The sequence below is a fragment of the Kushneria phyllosphaerae genome (assembly GCF_900312995.1).
Taxonomy (GTDB): Bacteria; Pseudomonadota; Gammaproteobacteria; order Pseudomonadales; family Halomonadaceae; genus Kushneria; species Kushneria phyllosphaerae.
Genome location: NZ_ONZI01000002.1, coordinates 30,225 through 47,685 on the forward strand (window position 1 = coordinate 30,225; position 17,461 = coordinate 47,685).

Genomic DNA, 17,461 nt, shown 5'->3' on the forward strand with positions numbered 1-17,461 from the left:
AGGTTTCCTTGCAGTGATCGAAAACCTGCAGCGCCTGCCCTTTTTTTAGGTGATATCCATTGCGGTATCGTGGGCACTCTCTCGGCAGCTGCAATCTTAAAGTGGCGGCATTATCAAAAGAGCACCGCCTTGTCACAATGGTTGTGTAGTCGCAAACATGTAGCCCGACTACACCAAAGGATCGGTTGACAAGCTTTCCGTGCGGCGCCATGACGGGTCACAAGCGTTTTATCGATACCCGAAACCACATCATGAGCGCCGTCACGACAGGACGTGATACGGCACGATAGCCAACTCAAATGTCCCGGGAATGACAGACTTCAAGGCAAACCTCTTTCATATCGACGATACTGTCCGCATTTTGTCATTGTGCCCATCGATCTGAAGTGAACCATGCCATCGCATAGCCACACCATCAGCCCTCTTTCGCCCCCAGCACTTGCCTCTGCCCGGGAAAACACACGCTGGCGACTGCCCGAGGGCAGCGCTGATGCGCTTGCCATGGCTCATCTGGCCAGCGCCGAAAAGACGCCGCTGCTCGTCATCACACCGGATTCGGCCAGCGCTCAGCGCATGGCACTGGCGCTGCGCTTTTTCAGCGATCAGGAAGTACTGGTCTTTCCCGACTGGGAAACACTGCCCTATGACAGCTTCTCACCGCATCAGGACATCGTCTCTGAACGGCTTCGCACCCTGAGACAGCTTCACCATCAGTACCAGGCGGTCATTCTGGCGCCCATCAACACCCTTATGCAGCGCCTGCCGCCAACCGATTATGTCGCCGTCCAGGCCCTGCATCTGGAAAAGGGCATGTCGCTGAACCGTGAGCATTTTCGCGGCCAGCTTCATCGGGCCGGATATCGCGCCGTTGAAACCGTCTATGAACCCGGGGAATACGCCTTTCGTGGCGCCTTGATCGATCTTTACCCGGTCGGCAGCGAGCAGCCGCTTCGCATTGACCTGTTTGATGACGAGATCGACACCCTGCGTCATTTCGACCCGGACACACAGCGCTCCAGCGAGCGTACCGAGCGCATTGAGCTGCTGCCGGCACACGAATACCCCCTGACGCAGGACGCCATTGCCCGTTTTCGCGAAGGCTTTGAGACACTTTTTGATGTTGATCCGCGTCATTGTCCGCTCTATCTGGATGCGCTGCAGGGCATCCCCTCTCCGGGGCTTGAGCAGTATCTGCCGCTGTTTTTCGAACACACGGCAACGCTTTTTGACCATATTGGCGATCAACTGCGCTGCGCCTTGATGCCGGGCAGCTTTGAAGCGGCCGAAAGCCACTGGCAGTCCATCACCGGACGGTTTGAAAATCTTGGGGTGGATCCCACTCGACCGCTACTGCCCCCGGTAAAGGCCTTTGTACCGGTGGCCGAGCTCTTCGGACAGATCAACCGCTACCCGCGACTTCAGTGGCGCACCGATGAAGAAGGCGCCCCCGTCGAAGGCGCTGTACTGCCCGACATTGCCATCGACGCCCGTGCTGCCAAACCGCTGGCGTCGCTGGAACAGTTTCTCAAAAGCCATGATGATCTTCGCGTGCTGTTCGTGGCGGAATCGAGGGGCCGGCAGGAAGCCCTGCACGAGGCTCTGGCGCCCTTGAACCTTTCCCTGGGGGATACGGACAGCTGGCAAAGCTTTCTCGAGGCCAGCCAGCCTCATGCGCTCGTTGAGGGCGGCCTTGAGCGTGGACTCTGGCTGGAAAGCGAAAAGCTGCTGGTACTGACTGAAACCGAACTGTATGGCGAGGTCGTGCGTCAGAGTCGGCGTCGAAGTCGTGCCACGGACGACAACGAGCTGGCCATACGCCACCTTTCCGAACTCAGGGAAGGTGCACCGGTCGTTCACAAGGCACACGGGGTCGGCCGCTATCTGGGCCTTGAAACCCTACACGCCGGCGGCATGCCGGCTGAATTTCTGACGCTGGAATACGCCAGCGGCGCACGCCTTTACGTGCCGGTCGACAGCCTTCATCTGATTTCGCGCTACGCCGGCGCCAGTGATGAAAGCGCCCCCCTGCACAAGCTGGGTAGCGATCAGTGGGAAAAGGCGCGCCGCAAGGCAGCCGAGAAGGTTCGCGATACAGCGGCCGAGCTGCTGGATGTCTATGCCCGACGCGAGGCGCGTGAAGGTTTTGCCTGCGAACCGCCCGGGCAGGAATACGCGCGCTTTGCGGCCACCTTCCCGTTTGAGGAAACGCCAGATCAGCGCATGGCCATTGACGCTGTCATCCATGACATGACCTCGTCACAACCGATGGACCGCGTGGTCTGCGGTGATGTCGGCTTTGGCAAGACGGAAGTGGCGATGCGAGCGGCCTTTCTGGCCGTCCAGTCCGGCCGCCAGGTGGCCGTGCTGGTGCCGACAACGCTGCTGGCCCAGCAGCATTTTGACAACTTCCGTGACCGCTTCGCCGATTCGGCCATCAATATCGATATCCTGTCACGCTTTCAGGGCGGCAAGCTGCAGTCACAGACGCTGGAACGTCTCAATGATGGCCGCATCGATATCGTCATTGGTACGCACAAGTTGCTGGGCAAGGAACTTGAGTTTGCCAATCTGGGGCTGGTCATCATTGATGAAGAACACCGCTTCGGTGTGCATCAAAAGGAAAAGCTCAAGACGCTTCGTGCCGAAGTCGACATTCTGACCCTGACCGCCACACCCATCCCGCGAACGCTGTCGATGGCCATGAGTGGCATGCGAGACCTGTCCATCATTGCCACACCCCCGGCGCGCCGGCTGTCGGTCAAGACCTTCGTGCAGCAGCGCAATCAGGCCGTTCTCAAGGAGGCCGTGCTGCGCGAACTGCTTCGAGGGGGTCAGGTCTACTACCTGCACAATGAGGTCAAATCGATCGAAGCCACGGCTGAAAAGGTGCGCGAACTGGTGCCAGATGCCCGCGTGGGCGTCGCCCATGGCCAGATGGCCGAGCGCGCCCTGGAGCGTGCGATGTCGGACTTCTATCACAAGCGTTTCAACGTGCTGGTGTGCTCCACCATCATTGAAACCGGCATCGATGTGCCCAGCGCCAACACCATCATCATCGAGCGTGCCGACAAGTTCGGCCTGGCCCAGCTCCACCAGTTGCGCGGTCGTGTGGGTCGTTCACACCATCAGGCCTACGCCTACCTGCTCACCCCGCCGCCCAAACAGATCACCACCGATGCGACCAAGCGCCTGGAGGCCATTACTCAGGCAGAAGATCTGGGCGCAGGCTTTACGCTTGCCAGCCACGATCTGGAAATTCGCGGTGCCGGGGAACTACTGGGCGAAGAGCAAAGCGGTCAAATCGAGACCATCGGCTACAGCCTTTACATGGAAATGCTCGACCGCGCCGTCAATGCCATTCGAAGCGGCAAGACGCCCAACATCGAAGCACCCATGTCGGAAGGCGTGGACATCAGTCTGGGACTGCCGGCACTGATCCCCGAAGAGTACATGCATGACGTTCAGCAGCGTCTGGTCATGTACAAGCGGATCAGCAATGCCAAAAATGATGGCGAGCTACGTGAACTGCAGGTCGAAATGATCGACCGCTTCGGGATGCTGCCGGAGCCGGTCAAGCATCTCTTCCGCCAGGCTACCCTTCGCTTCAAGGCCGAGCGTCTGGGGATTACACGACTGGAGGCAGGCGACAAGCGTGGCCGTATACAGTTCGGTGCCGATACTTCGGTTGACCCGATGACGCTGGTCAAGATGATGCAGAAAGCACCCGACCAGTACCGCCTTGATGGTGCTGACACCCTGCGCTTTGAAAAACCCATGGAGAAGGCCGAGACCCGCTTTGCCGCTGTCGAATCCCTGCTGGAGCATTTCAACCAGAAGTCATGACGCTCTTACGGCGCTAGTCGGGTACATGCGGGACTAACGCATACGAAAAAGGGCCGGCCCTAGATGGCCGGCCCTTTGGGCTTCATGTCTGCAGCGCGTTACTTCGCATGCTGGAATCGAGTGCTCTAATGCTCTGACACTTGAGAGACTTGTCCGCCGAAGTTAGAGACCGCGCGGGGCAAAGATGCCCGGGGCGTTACGCCAGTAGCCCTTGTAATCCATACCGAAACCGAAGACATAACGGTCCTCGACTTCCAGGCCACAATAGTCCGCCTTGAGGTCAGGAACCGCCTTGCGATCGTGCATCTTCTCGACCAGCACGGCCGATGACACACTGGCCGCCCCTGCTTGGTGGCAATATTCGAGAATGGAGGCAAGGGTTGCCCCCTCATCCAGAATGTCATCCACGATCACCACGTGACGCCCTGCCATGGGCACTTCAGGAGACACACGCCAGAACAGCTCACCACCGCGCAGACCGCCGCGATAGCGCGTGGCGTGGAGATAATCCACTTCCAGCGGAAAGCCCAGACGGGTCAGCAGATGGCCGGTCGTGATCAGACCGCCATTCATCACGCAATAGAACACCGGCATGCTGTCAGAGAGAGACTGCGTCAGTCGCTCGGCCATGTCATCCAGCGCCCTTTCAACCGCAGGAAGATCGATCAGGCAATCTGCCTCATCCATCAAAACCTTCATATCGTTGTGATACTGGGCTATCTCGAGGTGACCATCATGCTGTTCAGGCATCGCCATCTGACTCACTGTTGTGTTCGGTATCAAATGGGGCAGGCTGCCCCTTGTTTTGCTTCCCCGAACGGCTTCTGGAGGTCGACCGGGAATTTTGAGGGGCGCTATCCTGCCGGGAATCCCCTTCAGACTCAAGGTCTTCCTGCTGCGCCCTCTGACCAAGGCGCACCTCATCGGGAACATAAATTCTTGAAGCAGGCAGGGCCAGCTCTGTGCCATGCCGATAGATGATGTCGCGTACGGCGAGCAGTATGCGCTGGCGAGTCTCGTTATAACGCTGCCAGTCAGTGACACTGCTCAATGCGTAGATCATCAGATTAAGTGAATAGTCACCATACTGATTGAACGTCACCGTGATCAGCTCATCGCTGTTGATCTCGTCATCCTGGTCGAGCATCTCACGTATGTCGCTGGTGATCGCTTCAATGGCACCGGCATCCTGATAGCGGATGCCAACGTTCTCCCAGAGAAGGCGTGCCTGCATACGGGAAGGTGTCTCGATGGTAATCCGACTGAACGCTGCATTGGGCACATAGATGGGCGGCCCGGCAAAGGTACGAATACGGGTCAGACGCCAGCCGATATCTTCAACCACGCCCTCTATTTCACGATCGGGTGAGCGAATCCAGTGCCCTACCTGAAAAGGCTTGTCCAGGTGAATGACCATTCCCCCGAAGAAATTGGCCATGACATCTCGCGCGGCAAAGCCCACCAGCAAACCACCTGCACCGCCGACTGCCAGAATGCTGGACATGTTGACTCCCAGCAGCTGCATGGCCAGCAGCAGGACGACGATCAGCGTGACCGCTCCGACAATCTTGGTCACCGCCGAGGCCGTGGTCTGATCCACCGGGGTCGACTTCGAGCTGCCGGGCGGAAAGACCAGTCGCTGCTCGAGACGCTGCATCAGCCGGGTTTCGCCCCAGAACACCAATACCAGGGTGATCATGCCAAACGCCAGGGCCATATAGCGACTGACCCCTTCGAACTCGATTTCCCGAGCCACCAGGGTCAGGATCATGCATAACGCACCGCTCCAGAGCCACACCCGAAAGGGCATCCGAAAGCCATGCACCAGGGCATCATCCCAGCGCCTTGGACTATCACGCAGACGGCGCTCCAGCCGACGCAGCAGTATTGCCGACACGATATCGACCACTACGGTCAAAAACGCCAGACCGATCAGCATGGCGGCCCAGCCAGGCAGGCCGAACAGCTGATCCATGCGGTCGCGCATATCGGTGAGCAGGTCCTGCCAGAGTGCAGTGGCTTCCATAAAGAGGGACCTTTCAGGTCATGGGTGCGTTTGGTCGTTAGTCAGACCGTGTGTCGATCTGCTGAAGGCTGTCATATGTGCACTGCCAGCGCGGCAGCGCCCTGAGCGCTTCAAGCGTCAAGCGCTCACCGCTGAAATGAAGCCTGCCCAGACGCTGACGGGCTTCCGGCGCCATCTCATGCCGGGCCAGCCTGTCGCGAGCACGGGCAGCGGCTTCGGGGTCGTTGCATAAAAGGGTCAGGTCACAGCCGGCCGCAAGCGCCGCCATGACGCGCTCGCCGGGGCCCCCGGCCATCGCTGCGCCTTCCATGGAAAGATCGTCGGAAACAATCACGCCCTCAAAACCGATGTCGTGACGAAGATATTCCAGCCAGCGCTTTGAGAAACCGGCGGGGCGATCATCGACCTGGGTAAAACGCACGTGCGCCGGCATGATGCCGGTCAGGCGATCAGACAGCGAACGAAAGGGAATCAGGTCGTGTGACTCGAGCGCTTCAAGCGTTCGGGTATCTTCCGGCATCACAAGATGTGAATCGAGCGTGACCCCGCCATGACCCGGAAAGTGCTTGCCGACACTGGCCATCCCGGCCTCTTCAAACCCTTCAATAAAGGCACCGGCCAGCGCGGTGACATGCTGCGGATCATCAGAGAAGGCACGATTGCCGATGGCCGGGCAACGGGCGTCGTCCAGATCCAGTACCGGCGCAAAGGAAAAATCAGCGCCGCAGGCCGCCATTTCCATGGCCAGCAGCCATCCGGTATCCCGGGCAAGCAACAGCGCCTCATCGGGCAGGCGACGATAGTACTGCCCCAGATGCGCCATCGGCGGCAGCGTAGTGACGCCATTGCGAAGACGCTGAACACGCCCGCCTTCCTGATCAATGGCAATCACGATGTTCGAACGGCAGCGGCGAATGTCATCACACAGCTTTCGCATCTGCTCGGGGGACTCGACATTGCGCGCAAAGAGAATGATCCCCCCCACGCAAGGGTCGGAAAGCCAGCCTCGCTCCACGTCATTCAGACGCGTGCCCTCAATGTCGCACATGAGAGGGCCACCAAAGGTTTCAGCCCCGGAATCGATCATGAATGCGTTCCTGTTCTGGGATGGGAAATCGTCTCGCGGTCCGCACAGGACGTCGACATGCCACTGGTATCAACCTCGGTCACCGGGGCGCGCAAGGCATGCAGAGCGACCGGTTTTAACCGCTGAGCCAGCTCTCGGATGGTGATGCGCTGATGATAGTCATGCTCTGCGATGTCGCGCAGCGTATTGAGACCGGACAGGGTAAAGATGACCGACCCCAGCATGAAATGCAGCCGCCAGAAACGTTCGTCGTCGGCCAGCTCCGGGGTCGCCTGCCTAAGAAGCTTCAAAAAGCGCGAAAAGATATCACCGTAACGGCTGCGAAGCTCTTCACGAAGATGGCGCTGAGCCTGCGAATAGGCGAGCCCCAGAAGCTTCATGAAGGTTCTGAGATCATGACTTTCAGAGGGCATTTCCAGCACGCTGATAAAAAGCGTATCGAGAAGCCGGTCAAGATCTGATGATCTCGCCTCGTCTGCCTCCAGCCTATCCAGCCTATCCAGCCTATCCAGCCTCTGATGGAGATCTGCACTGAAAGGGTCCAGATATCGGAAAAACACTGCCTGTATTAGGGCCTGCTTGGAGCCGAAGTGATAATTGACAGCGGCCAGATTGACTTCAGCACGACCCGTGATCCGACGCAGGGAAGTTTCGGAAAAGCCATGTTCGGCAAACAGTACTTCCGCCGCATCAAGGATTCGGGTCACGGTATCGGATGGCACCATGGAAAATATCAGTTCTCTGTCATGAAATGAAAACGTGCAGACCAGCTCATGATGGTAGCACCATTGCCGGCTGGCACCTGCACGGGAGACAGTATCGAAGCGCTTGCATTGATCTGATGACTGGATACAATCACATACTGTATACATCAACAATGGCCACTGCACATGACACGACCGTTGACCGCACGCCAACAGGCCGTATTCGATTTCATTGCCAGGACCATCAGTGAACTCGGCTACCCGCCTACGCGTGCCGAAATTGCCGGCGCACTGGGATTTCGCTCGCCCAATGCTGCTGAAGAGCATCTGCGCGCTCTACGCAAGAAAGGGGTTATCGAGATGATCCCTGGAACATCGCGTGGCATTCGTATTTCTGCTCAGGTGCAGATTGCTCAGGAACAGGAAAGCATCACTGCAGGACTACCCGTCATTGGCGAAGTGGCCGCCGGGAGCCCGATTCTTGCTGCCGAGCACATTTCACGTTACTGCCCAATGCCTGCCGATTTTTTCAATCCGGGGGCTGACTACCTGCTTCGGGTCCGCGGTCTTTCCATGCGTGATGCGGGCATTCTGGATGGTGATCTTCTGGCCGTCCATCGCACTCATGACGCCCGCGACGGACAGGTTGTGGTGGCGCGACTGGGTGACGACGTGACGGTCAAGCGTTTCAAGCGACAGGGCAGCATTGTCAGCCTGATTGCTGAAAACCCTGACTTTGAACCCATCACGATTGATCTGACGCGCCAGAGCCTGGACATTGAAGGCGTTGGCGTAGGTGTCATTCGGGGTGGTGACGGTAACAGCCTTTAAACCTTCCTCCTGTCCCGTGCGGTGATGCACCAGAGGTGCGTCACCGTACGCGCGGTAACATGAGCCGGTCCCCGTCCAGCGCCATTCCGGCACGCTGATAGATATCCATCATCAGATGGCATTCATCGTCGCGCATCCCCATCGGGCGAGCGTCCCCAAAAAGACGCGTCAGATCACGCATGGCTGCCAGGCGAGCCGACGGTCGGCGCTGACACTTTTCCAGATCTACAAGGGCCGTATGAGCCCTGCCATCATCATCCAGGCGCACCAACACCTCCTTGGGATAGAGATGGCCATGCTTGTGGCCACTTTGGTGCAGTCTGATCAGATTTTCCGCCAGTGCCTGAAAAATGACAGCGCGCTGTTCCAGTGTATATCGGTCGGCCAACAGCATGGCCTGCAGACTCTCATAACCAAGTAGCGCTTCGGTCACCAGCACGGCCTGCCAGCCCTGGCTGCCTTTGCGGGCCCTGAAAAAAACGGGAACCGGCGCATTGACGCCAAGCTTTCGACATCGATTGAGCCCCTGCCATTCACGTACTGTCGTGGGCCGACCCAGCGGATAGCGCAGGCTGTGAAAGAGATGACCATGCTGAATCTTGACGTAAAACGACGGCCCCTGCGGGTCAGGACTTACAAACCGAACACCGCTGAGGCCGCCCTTTCGCTGATTGGGAGGCTCTACCCATTCTCCCGGTGCCTGCCACCAGAAGTCAAAATCGCCCTGCAGGCTCTGTGACATAACAAATTCATTCCGGTTTTTCAGATACAAGGATCTGAAACGCCGATACCCGCACATGGACGGGTATCGAGCGGATCAATACAACGACACCGGATCAGTGAATGGCAGCAGGCTCGGGCGCATCGATAGCATCATCTTCATCGGCCAGTACAGAGCGCGAAATCAGGTGATCCAGCATCTCACGGGCAACATCAAATCGATGATGGCGTAAAAGCTCCAGAGTCTGGGATGAAAACCGAATGCTGGCCAGAGGCTCGATCTTCTCGTCGCTGTCGGCGGCCCGCAGCACAAACTGCCCGTCTTCCAGCTCAACAATTTCAAATACGGCCGCTTCAGTCATGTGCCACCTCACTGATCCGATCAGCGAACAACATTAAAGCAATATTAAGGGCACCTGACGACAATGTCACGTTTATCAAATACAAGGCATTACCATTCATAACTGGTTTCACGAAGTCTTGGGAGCAGTGTTCGAAAATCATCAAGACACTTTGCCAGCTCCCGTTGAAGAGGCTCGCTCTGGCTGGAAGCAATCATGTTGTCATGGCGACGAAGCTGCGCTGCGCCGCCTTCATCATGGAGACGGTCCAATAGCTGCATCAGACGGGCCAGCCAACTTTCGGGCTGGGCCACAAGCGCTCGCAGCAACTCGATTTCAGCGACCGGCGCCGGAGGCTGATCCAGCACCGTGCGCCAGTGCATTGAGGGCCAGCGACAGGTATGGGCAATCTCCTTGATCACGCTTTCAAGTGCCATTTCAATCATTGAAAGCGCTCCCTCTTCGAGGGCCCGACGCCTGGCGTCGGCATGCTCGTCATTGCCCGGCGGCTGCTCCAGCAGCAGTAGGGCCTGATACAGCAGCTGATTGGTACGACCCTGATGGCTCATGAGGCCTGCTTCCCACCCTTGCTGCCCTTTTTGGCGCCCGGACTCTTCCGGTTGTCTTCGACCTGCCAGCGATCCCCTTCCCACAGCGCCTTCCAGCCGGTGGCCTTGCCATCCGCTTCTGTCAGCACGTACTGACTCTTGGTCTTGCGCGAGAACCGAATCTGCGCCGGATGACCGTCCGGATCATGGTCCGGTGCCTTCAAAAGAAAGTGGTACTTCTCCGGCAGCGCTTCGGCATGAGGCCTTATTTCGCTGACCAGCGGCGGGCGCGTTTCACGATTTTTCGGGAACTGGCTGGCCGCCAGGAAAAGGCCGCTGGCGCCATCACGCAGTACATAGTGGTCATCCACCTTCTGACAGGTCAGTTCCGGCATTGGAATCGGATCCATCTTGGGCGGAGCCGGTTCGCCACTTTTCAAAAGCTTGCGAGTATTTTTACAATCGTCATTGGTACAGGCGAAGTATTTACCGAAACGCCCGGTACGCAGCTGCATTTCCGAACCGCACTTGTCGCACTCGATGGTCGGGCCTTCATAACCCTTGATGCGAAAGTGGCCCTCTTCGATTTCGTAATAGCCGTCATCATCATTGCTGATGTGAATCTTGCGCGTTTCATCGATGAGATAGCTGTCCATCGCCGTACCCGTCTTCGGGTTGCGGCGCTTGGCGCGCAGGGCATCGGTTTCGGCATTGTCATCAGCGTCTGCGGGCACGGCTTCATCACCGGGCAGCAGATCGATGGTGGTCTTGCAGCGCTCCTTGGGCGGCAGGTTGTAGCCCGAACAGCCCAGAAAGACACCGGTCGAGGCAATCCGAATCTGCATTGGCCTCCCGCAGGTCGGACACTGGATATCGGTCTCGACCGGCTGATTGGGGCGCATGCCCTCCTCACCCTCGGCATGCTCGAGACGGGCACGAAAATCACCGTAGAAGCTGTTCAGCAGCTCGCGCCAGTCACGTTCGCCGTCGGCGACGTGGTCAAGCTCATCTTCCATGCGGGCCGTAAAGCCATAGTCCAGCAGGTCCTGGAAGGACTCCGTCAGTCGGTCAGTGACGATCTCACCGAGCTTCTCGGCGTAGAAGCGGCGGCTGTCCAGCTTGGCGTAGCCACGCTCCTGAATCGTGGAGATGATCGCGGCATAGGTCGAAGGTCGGCCAATGCCGCGTTTTTCCAGCTCCTTGACGAGGCTGGCTTCGGTATAGCGCGCCGTCGGCTTGGTAAAATGCTGCTTTGGTTCGAGCGTTTTGAGTTCAAGACGCTCTCCCTTGCCCAGATCCGGCAGCTGCTGATCCTCTTCCTTTCTGGAAGAAGGCTTGAGCACCCGGGTATAGCCATCAAAGCGCAGCACGCGCCCTTTGGCACGCAGCTCGAAATTCTCGACTTCGATGCTCAACGTGGTCGACAGATACTGGGCAGGCACCATCTGGCAGGCCAGGAACTGGCGCCAGATCAGCTCATAAAGACGCTCGGCATCACGTTCCATGCTGCCCAGGTCATCCGCTCGTCGGCTGACATCGGTCGGCCTGATCGCCTCGTGGGCTTCCTGAGCACCCGCCTTGCTGGAATAGACGTTGGGCGATTCGGGAAGATAGTTGCTCCCCATTTCCGCTTCGACGTAGTCACGCGCCATGGTAATGGCATCGGCCGACAGGTTGGTCGAATCGGTACGCATGTAGGTAATAAAGCCTGCTTCATACAGGCGTTGCGCCAGGGTCATGGTCTTTTTGACCGAAAACCCGAGGCGGCCACTGGCAGCCTGCTGCAGGGTAGACGTTATAAAGGGCGCACCGGGCTTGCTGGAAGTCGGGCGTTCCTCCCGTCCGGTAATGGTGTACTCGGCCGTTTTGAGCGGTGCAATCAGCGAGGTGGTCTGCGATTCACTGACCGGACGGAAGTTCTCACCGCCATGGCGTGCCACTTCAAAGCGCACGGTGTCGCCGCTGCCGGCTTCAAGATCGGCGTGAACGTCCCAGAACTCTTCGGGCGTAAAGGCGCGAATTTCGCGCTCTCGCTCAACGATCAGACGCACCGCAACGGACTGAACGCGGCCAGCGGACAGCCCCCGGGCAACCTTGTTCCACAACAGTGGCGAGACCATGAACCCCACGACCCGGTCCAGAAACCGTCGGGCCTGCTGGGCATGCACACGATCAAGCTTGAGTTCACCGGGTGTCTCAAACGCCTGAGCAATAGCATTTTTGGTGATTTCATTAAACACCACACGACGATAGCGTGACTCATCGCCGCCGATGGTTTCCCGCAAATGCCAAGCGATGGCCTCCCCTTCGCGGTCAAGGTCGGTCGCGAGATAGACGGCATCTGCCTTCTCTGCGAGCTTTTTGAGCTCGTCAACGACCTTTTCCTTGCCCGGCAGGATTTCGTAGTTCGCCTGCCAGTCATTTTCAGGGTCAACCCCCATGCGGCGAATCAGCTGATCATGACTCTTGCGCTTTTTATAGACCGCCTTTTCTTCGGCAGACATCTTGCGCGTGGCAGCCGCCTGTCGCGCACGCTCGGAGGGGTCAGTGGCATTTTTGCCACTACCACTGGTCGGCAGGTCACGAATATGACCCACACTCGATTTCACGATGAAATCGTTGCCGAGGTACTTGTTGATGGTCTTGGCCTTGGCCGGCGACTCGACGATCACCAGTGACTTGCCCATAGATCTCCGTCTCTTTTGCCGGCCCTGCCGACACTGTCATGTCAGAAAAGCAGCGTGTGTGAGCGCCCGTTGATCCGGACCAATTCAGACACCCTGAAAATGCGACTACCCTACCCTGGCCTTACCCATGGCGCCACCGGTTAAAAACGGTGCACGACAACGACCCTTGATCGCCGACATCAGGTGAGCTTTCCAGGTCCCACCGAATACCTCGACATTTTTCAGGGCGTCGTCAAGACTTTACCCCGGGTTCAGTCAACACCTGGCCATGGTCTCTGGGCCAGAGTCTGAAGGACTTTAACGCACAGCCGTCGCACCCAAAGGGGTGAAGAAGGTATAGTGAATACATTCAGCCACCGCATCAGGAGAATGCTTCATGACGAAAGCGACTGCCGGTCCGATTCGCCGCACCAAGATTGTCGCCACCCTTGGCCCCGCCAGTGACAAGGAAGGCGTTCTCGACGCCATGGTGCACGCAGGCGTTGATGTCGTTCGAATCAACTTCTCCCATGGCAGCGCCGAAGACCACCGTCGCCGTGTCGTCGCCGTACGCGAAGCCGCCAAAAATCAAAAGCGCAACGTGGCCATTCTGGGCGACCTGCAGGGTCCGAAAATCCGTATTGCCCGTTTCGCCAACGGCTCGGTCGAGCTTGAAAACGGTCAGGACTTTGTCCTCGATATCAACCTGGGCCGCGATGAAGGCAATCAGCACCAGGTCGGCTGTGACTACCGGGAACTGGCCGACGACGTTAAAGGCGGCGATGTTCTGCTGCTGGACGACGGTCGCGTTGTACTTGAAGTCACGCGTGTCGACAGCGGGCGCATTGAATGCACCGTCAAGGTGGGGGGCAAGCTCTCCAATAACAAGGGCATCAACAAGCAGGGCGGCGGCCTGTCGGCAGCAGCATTGACCGACAAGGATCGCGAGGACATGAAAACCGCGATCGATCTGGAAGTCGATTTCCTGGCGGTTTCCTTCCCCCGTTCCGGCGCCGATATGCAGCTGGCACGTGACCTGCTCGGCGACGCCGGCAGGAACATCGCGCTGGTGGCCAAGGTCGAACGCGCTGAAGCCGTGGCCAACGAAGCCACGCTCGATGAAATCATCATGGCCTCTGATGCCGTCATGGTCGCCCGTGGCGATCTGGGCGTAGAGATCGGCGATGCACAGCTGATCGGCGTTCAAAAGCGCATGATTGCCCGCGCTCGTACTCTCAATCGCGCGGTCATCACGGCCACACAGATGATGGAATCGATGATCGAGTCGCCGCTGCCGACACGCGCCGAAGTCTTCGACGTGGCCAATGCGGTCCTTGATGGCACCGACGCTGTCATGTTGTCTGCCGAAACGGCCGCCGGCAGCTTCCCGGTCGAAACCATTGAAGCGATGAACCGCTGCTGCATGGGTGCCGAGCGCGAACGTGCCGCTCAGGAATCCAAGCACCGCATGGCCGATGAGTTTCATCGCATCGATGAAACCGTGGCCCTGTCGGCCATGTATGCTGCCAACCATCTGGAAGGCGTGGCCGCGATCGCCTGTCTGACTGAAACCGGCTATACGCCTCTAATTGCCTCGCGTATTCGCTCAGGCCTGCCGATCGTTGCGCTGTCATCGCATCCGCGCACGCTGCGTCGCATGGCGCTTTATCGCGGTGTGTTTGCCATCGAGTTCAATACCGATGACATGCCCAATGCCGAGGTCAACCAGCGCGCCGTGTCCGAACTTCAAAAGCGTGCACTGGCCAATCCGGGAGACTATGTCATCCTGACCCGCGGCGATCACGTCAGTGCTCAGGGCGGCACCAATGCCATGAAGATTGTTCAGGTTGGCGAACACATCGGCTGATCGGCATTTGTAGAATGGCTTTCCAGCCTTAAAAAAAGGCCTTCATTTGAAGGCCTTTCGTATTTTCCGGCACTTTAACTACGCAGAATGACCCTGAAGCCTGTTGTGCTAAAGGCCCAGTATCCACCCTTCGATATGACGCGCCTCGCTCGACAGGGGCGATGACACCGGCAACTGCCCCTCTACCACGGCCACCATCATCAGGATGCCCAGCACGGCATCAAATGCATCCTCACCGTCGGCCCGCTCGCCAAACCCTGACAGTAGCGATGCTTTCGCCTGCGCCTGCCATTGAACCGGCAGCTGGCTGTTCAGGAGTCGTCGACAGGCCTCGAGTCGATCGGCTTGCCGTCGTTTGCTCTGGCGCGCCGACAGCTCGGCGCCTACCAAACGGGCCGCCAGCGTGGGCCAGGTTTCACATAAAATGCAGTGACGTGTCTGTCCCAGCGTCGTCAGATCGCCATCAAAGGGCCAGAGCGCGGCCCCCTGCGCCACGGCCGGTCTAATAACGTCCTGCCAGCCGGTCTGTGCGGCCTTGCCGACCTGATTGGCCCCCAGTGTCCAGAACAGTGGACAGGGCTTGCGACCCGGCATCTCCCGTTCGCACTCTCGACGCAGGGCATCAAAACTCTCAACATTGAGCGCCTGCGTCAGATCCGACTGCCTGACCCCCTTTCGGGCATGACGGGGATAAAAGGGTCGTGTCAGCGAGATGTCGTCACAGGCGCCCGCCGTATCAAAAAAATCCCGCCATCGCGACGACTCAAGTGCATCGAGCCATGACCTGAAATCGGTCACCTCCACCTGTCTGGCCCACTGCCCCGGAACACCAATGGGGAAATCAAACCCGGCAAGCGTTGTTGCCCATGAAGGCGACAGCAGAACCTCATCACGCCAGGCGTGAATATTGTCGATACGAACCGGATCATGGATCTGCCACAGGCCATCCATGCGCCGGGCCTCGGCGTACCAACGCTTTGAAGGAGACAGACTCCAGTCGGCATGAAGCAGCCGATCGATTTTGGCCATCATCAGTCGCTGTAGATTCCCGGCGCACCGGACGAGGCAAAGGCCCAGCACTCGTGGATGTCCACGGGCAGTGTGCGCCCCTCGGACAGCGGCGGCAGATCGTCAAGATCAAAAAAGGCCGCGGCATCTGTCTCGTTGTTGGGCACGAACTCGCCGCCCTCATGGGTACAGACATAAAAGAGCTTGTAGATATGATCCGGCGAATAGTAGGCATAAGGATGTAGGCTGCGATCCTTGAGCATGACCAGACGCGGCTGACTTGCCCGGTGCCCGGACTCCTCGAAAATCTCTTTTAACACGTTGGCACTGGGACCTTCGTTGATGTCGGCCCAGCCGCCAGGCAGCGTCCAGAGCCCGTCCTTCATTTCCCGGACCAGCAGGACGCGACCGCTGTCGTCAAAGACGGCCCCGCGGACATCCACCTTGGGCGTGGCATACCCCTGGTCAGGAATGATCAGGTTTTCGATTTTTTCGATGGGCACATCGCCGAGCACGGCAAACATCTGGTTGGTCAACGCCTCCAACTGATGATAACGCTCCAGCTCATACTTGTTGTCGGTATAGGTCTGCCCGGTCTGGGCAATGGATCTGAGGGCCTTTGCAAAGGCTAACCAGTCATGTGTCATGCCATATCTCTCTTGCTTTCCATCATGCCCGTATCACCACAAGCACAGCGACTGGCATCGGCTGTCATCATGGTCCAGATTGATGGCTGATATTCTAGTGGATGACGCATCAGTGTGCGTTCGTTAATCAAGGGAGAAACCATGAAAGCCATTGCCACACGCGGTGCCAGCGACATTAATGCACCCGGTGCCTTCGAAGAAATCGAGATCGAGCGGCCCGCGCCCGAAGGTGAGGACGTTCTGGTTCGCATCGAGGCCATTTCGGTCAATCCGGTGGATACCAAGGTTCGTGCCGGAGCCCTGGGCGAGCTTGGCCAGCCCACCATCCTGGGCTGGGATGCCACGGGCATCGTTGAAGCGATTGGCGAGCGCGTCAGCGAGCTTTCCGTCGGCGAGCGCATCTATTACTCGGGAGAGGTTAACCGACCAGGCTGCAACGCCCAGTACCAGTTGATCGATTCTCGTCTGGTGGCCCGCGCGCCTCAATCGCTGGATATCGAGGAAATTGCCGCCATGCCGCTGACGGCACTCACCGCCTGGGAGGCCCTTTTTGACAAGCTGCGCCTGGCACAGGACAGCGGTGACCATGGCGATCAGACGCTTTTGATCATCAATGGCGCCGGTGGCGTGGGGTCGATCGCCATTCAGCTGGCCCGTCAGCTGACCGGTATCCGCGTGATAGCCACGGCCTCGCGCGAACAGTCAGTGCAGTGGTGTCGTGAAATGGGCGCGCATGACGTGATCGATCATCATGATCTGGTCAACGAGCTCAAGCGGCTCGATCTTGAAGAGGTCGACTACATCTTCAACTGCCATGATATTGGCGTGCACTGGGACAACATGGTGTCCCTGATCAAGCCACTGGGCGAGATCGTGGCCATTGCCGAGACGAAACAGCAGGTGGATCTCAATGCCCTGCAGGGTAAGGCCGCCAGTTTCCACTGGGAGTTCATGTTTGCTCGCCCCCTGCATGATGTACAGCGCGAACAACAGGGTGCTGCGCTGGCCACTCTGGCGCGCCTGCTCGATGAAGGCAGGCTGCGCAGCACGCTGGGGGAAATCGTGGGCCCGCTCAGTGTCGAAAATCTGACCCGCGCCCATCAGATGCTGGAAGAAGGCCACACCATCGGCAAGCTGGTCCTGACCGCCATGGACTAACGCAAGGCCATGTAT

Annotated in this window: 14 protein-coding genes; 4 read left to right on the top strand and 10 right to left on the bottom strand. The window is 58.4% G+C overall.

Annotation, left to right across the window (positions count from 1 at the left end):
• The first annotated feature begins 393 nt into the window (after positions 1–393).
• Complete coding sequence (mfd, locus tag KSP9073_RS06015) at positions 394–3,843, top strand: transcription-repair coupling factor (RefSeq protein ID WP_108842088.1); 3,450 nt, start codon at positions 394–396, stop codon at positions 3,841–3,843.
• Positions 3,844–4,005: 162 nt separating this feature from the next.
• On the opposite strand, the gene KSP9073_RS06020 is transcribed toward mfd, so the two are convergent.
• From KSP9073_RS06020 to KSP9073_RS06035, 4 genes are read right to left on the bottom strand one after another with little or no spacing between them, the layout of a single operon-like run.
• Positions 4,006–4,593: a hypoxanthine-guanine phosphoribosyltransferase gene (locus tag KSP9073_RS06020; protein ID WP_108842775.1), complete on the bottom strand. Its 588-nt coding sequence runs from the start codon at positions 4,591–4,593 to the stop codon at positions 4,006–4,008.
• Positions 4,586–5,869: a mechanosensitive ion channel family protein gene (locus tag KSP9073_RS06025; RefSeq protein WP_108842089.1), complete on the bottom strand. Its 1,284-nt coding sequence runs from the start codon at positions 5,867–5,869 to the stop codon at positions 4,586–4,588. The genes KSP9073_RS06020 and KSP9073_RS06025 overlap by 8 nt, the downstream gene beginning before the upstream one ends.
• A gap of 37 nt (positions 5,870–5,906) precedes the next feature.
• Positions 5,907–6,956 carry a beta-N-acetylhexosaminidase gene (gene nagZ, locus KSP9073_RS06030; protein ID WP_108842090.1) on the bottom strand — a complete coding sequence of 350 codons (1,050 nt, stop codon included), beginning with the start codon at positions 6,954–6,956 and terminating at the stop codon, positions 5,907–5,909.
• A complete protein-coding gene (locus KSP9073_RS06035; protein WP_108842091.1) occupies positions 6,953–7,681 on the bottom strand; it encodes a TetR/AcrR family transcriptional regulator in 729 nt (242 codons plus the stop codon). Before KSP9073_RS06035 ends, nagZ begins: the two co-directional genes overlap by 4 nt.
• Positions 7,682–7,846: 165 nt before the next feature.
• Between KSP9073_RS06035 and lexA the strand changes: the two genes are divergently transcribed.
• A complete protein-coding gene (gene lexA, locus KSP9073_RS06040) occupies positions 7,847–8,491 on the top strand; it encodes a transcriptional repressor LexA (RefSeq protein ID WP_108842092.1) in 645 nt (214 codons plus the stop codon).
• 40 nt (positions 8,492–8,531) lie between these two features.
• Here lexA and KSP9073_RS06045 read toward each other — a convergent pair whose 3' ends face one another.
• The 4 genes from KSP9073_RS06045 to topA form a co-directional block, all read right to left on the bottom strand.
• Positions 8,532–9,233 carry a lipopolysaccharide kinase InaA family protein gene (locus KSP9073_RS06045; protein WP_165814178.1) on the bottom strand — a complete coding sequence of 234 codons (702 nt, stop codon included), beginning with the start codon at positions 9,231–9,233 and terminating at the stop codon, positions 8,532–8,534.
• Positions 9,234–9,327: 94 nt separating this feature from the next.
• Positions 9,328–9,573, bottom strand: coding sequence for a hypothetical protein (locus tag KSP9073_RS06050; RefSeq protein WP_108842094.1), 246 nt, complete (start codon positions 9,571–9,573; stop codon positions 9,328–9,330).
• A gap of 89 nt (positions 9,574–9,662) precedes the next feature.
• Entirely contained in the window at positions 9,663–10,121 is a 459-nt protein-coding gene (locus tag KSP9073_RS06055) for a DUF6586 family protein (RefSeq protein ID WP_108842095.1), read from the bottom strand.
• Entirely contained in the window at positions 10,118–12,787 is a 2,670-nt protein-coding gene (topA, locus tag KSP9073_RS06060) for a type I DNA topoisomerase (protein WP_108842096.1), read from the bottom strand. The genes KSP9073_RS06055 and topA overlap by 4 nt, the downstream gene beginning before the upstream one ends.
• Before the next feature lie 376 nt (positions 12,788–13,163).
• Between topA and pyk the strand changes: the two genes are divergently transcribed.
• The gene (gene pyk / locus KSP9073_RS06065) at positions 13,164–14,633 is read left to right on the top strand and encodes a pyruvate kinase (protein ID WP_108842097.1); all 1,470 of its coding nucleotides are present in this window, start codon (positions 13,164–13,166) and stop codon (positions 14,631–14,633) included.
• Positions 14,634–14,741: 108 nt separating this feature from the next.
• Here pyk and KSP9073_RS06070 read toward each other — a convergent pair whose 3' ends face one another.
• Both KSP9073_RS06070 and KSP9073_RS06075 read right to left on the bottom strand, forming a co-directional pair.
• Positions 14,742–15,665, bottom strand: coding sequence for a DUF429 domain-containing protein (locus KSP9073_RS06070; RefSeq protein WP_108842098.1), 924 nt, complete (start codon positions 15,663–15,665; stop codon positions 14,742–14,744).
• Complete coding sequence (locus tag KSP9073_RS06075; RefSeq protein ID WP_108842099.1) at positions 15,665–16,288, bottom strand: NUDIX hydrolase; 624 nt, start codon at positions 16,286–16,288, stop codon at positions 15,665–15,667. Before KSP9073_RS06075 ends, KSP9073_RS06070 begins: the two co-directional genes overlap by 1 nt.
• A gap of 141 nt (positions 16,289–16,429) precedes the next feature.
• Between KSP9073_RS06075 and KSP9073_RS06080 the strand changes: the two genes are divergently transcribed.
• A complete protein-coding gene (locus KSP9073_RS06080; protein WP_108842100.1) occupies positions 16,430–17,446 on the top strand; it encodes a zinc-binding alcohol dehydrogenase family protein in 1,017 nt (338 codons plus the stop codon).
• Positions 17,447–17,461: the final 15 nt, after the last annotated feature.

Bases quoted from the DNA above. Each gene is read 5' to 3' on its own strand.
- KSP9073_RS06080 (WP_108842100.1), top strand. From the start codon at position 16,430: ATGAAAGCCATTGCCACACGCGGTGCCAGCGACATTAATGCACCCGGT.
- pyk (WP_108842097.1), top strand. From the start codon at position 13,164: ATGACGAAAGCGACTGCCGGTCCGATTCGCCGCACCAAGATTGTCGCC.
- KSP9073_RS06070 (WP_108842098.1), bottom strand. From the start codon at position 15,665: ATGATGGCCAAAATCGATCGGCTGCTTCATGCCGACTGGAGTCTGTCT.
- topA (WP_108842096.1), bottom strand. From the start codon at position 12,787: ATGGGCAAGTCACTGGTGATCGTCGAGTCGCCGGCCAAGGCCAAGACC.
- KSP9073_RS06075 (WP_108842099.1), bottom strand. From the start codon at position 16,288: ATGACACATGACTGGTTAGCCTTTGCAAAGGCCCTCAGATCCATTGCC.
- KSP9073_RS06025 (WP_108842089.1), bottom strand. From the start codon at position 5,869: ATGGAAGCCACTGCACTCTGGCAGGACCTGCTCACCGATATGCGCGAC.
- KSP9073_RS06020 (WP_108842775.1), bottom strand. From the start codon at position 4,593: ATGCCTGAACAGCATGATGGTCACCTCGAGATAGCCCAGTATCACAAC.
- mfd (WP_108842088.1), top strand. From the start codon at position 394: ATGCCATCGCATAGCCACACCATCAGCCCTCTTTCGCCCCCAGCACTT.
- nagZ (WP_108842090.1), bottom strand. From the start codon at position 6,956: ATGATCGATTCCGGGGCTGAAACCTTTGGTGGCCCTCTCATGTGCGAC.
- KSP9073_RS06055 (WP_108842095.1), bottom strand. From the start codon at position 10,121: ATGAGCCATCAGGGTCGTACCAATCAGCTGCTGTATCAGGCCCTACTG.
- KSP9073_RS06035 (WP_108842091.1), bottom strand. From the start codon at position 7,681: ATGGTGCCATCCGATACCGTGACCCGAATCCTTGATGCGGCGGAAGTA.
- KSP9073_RS06050 (WP_108842094.1), bottom strand. From the start codon at position 9,573: ATGACTGAAGCGGCCGTATTTGAAATTGTTGAGCTGGAAGACGGGCAG.
- lexA (WP_108842092.1), top strand. From the start codon at position 7,847: ATGACACGACCGTTGACCGCACGCCAACAGGCCGTATTCGATTTCATT.
- KSP9073_RS06045 (WP_165814178.1), bottom strand. From the start codon at position 9,233: ATGTCACAGAGCCTGCAGGGCGATTTTGACTTCTGGTGGCAGGCACCG.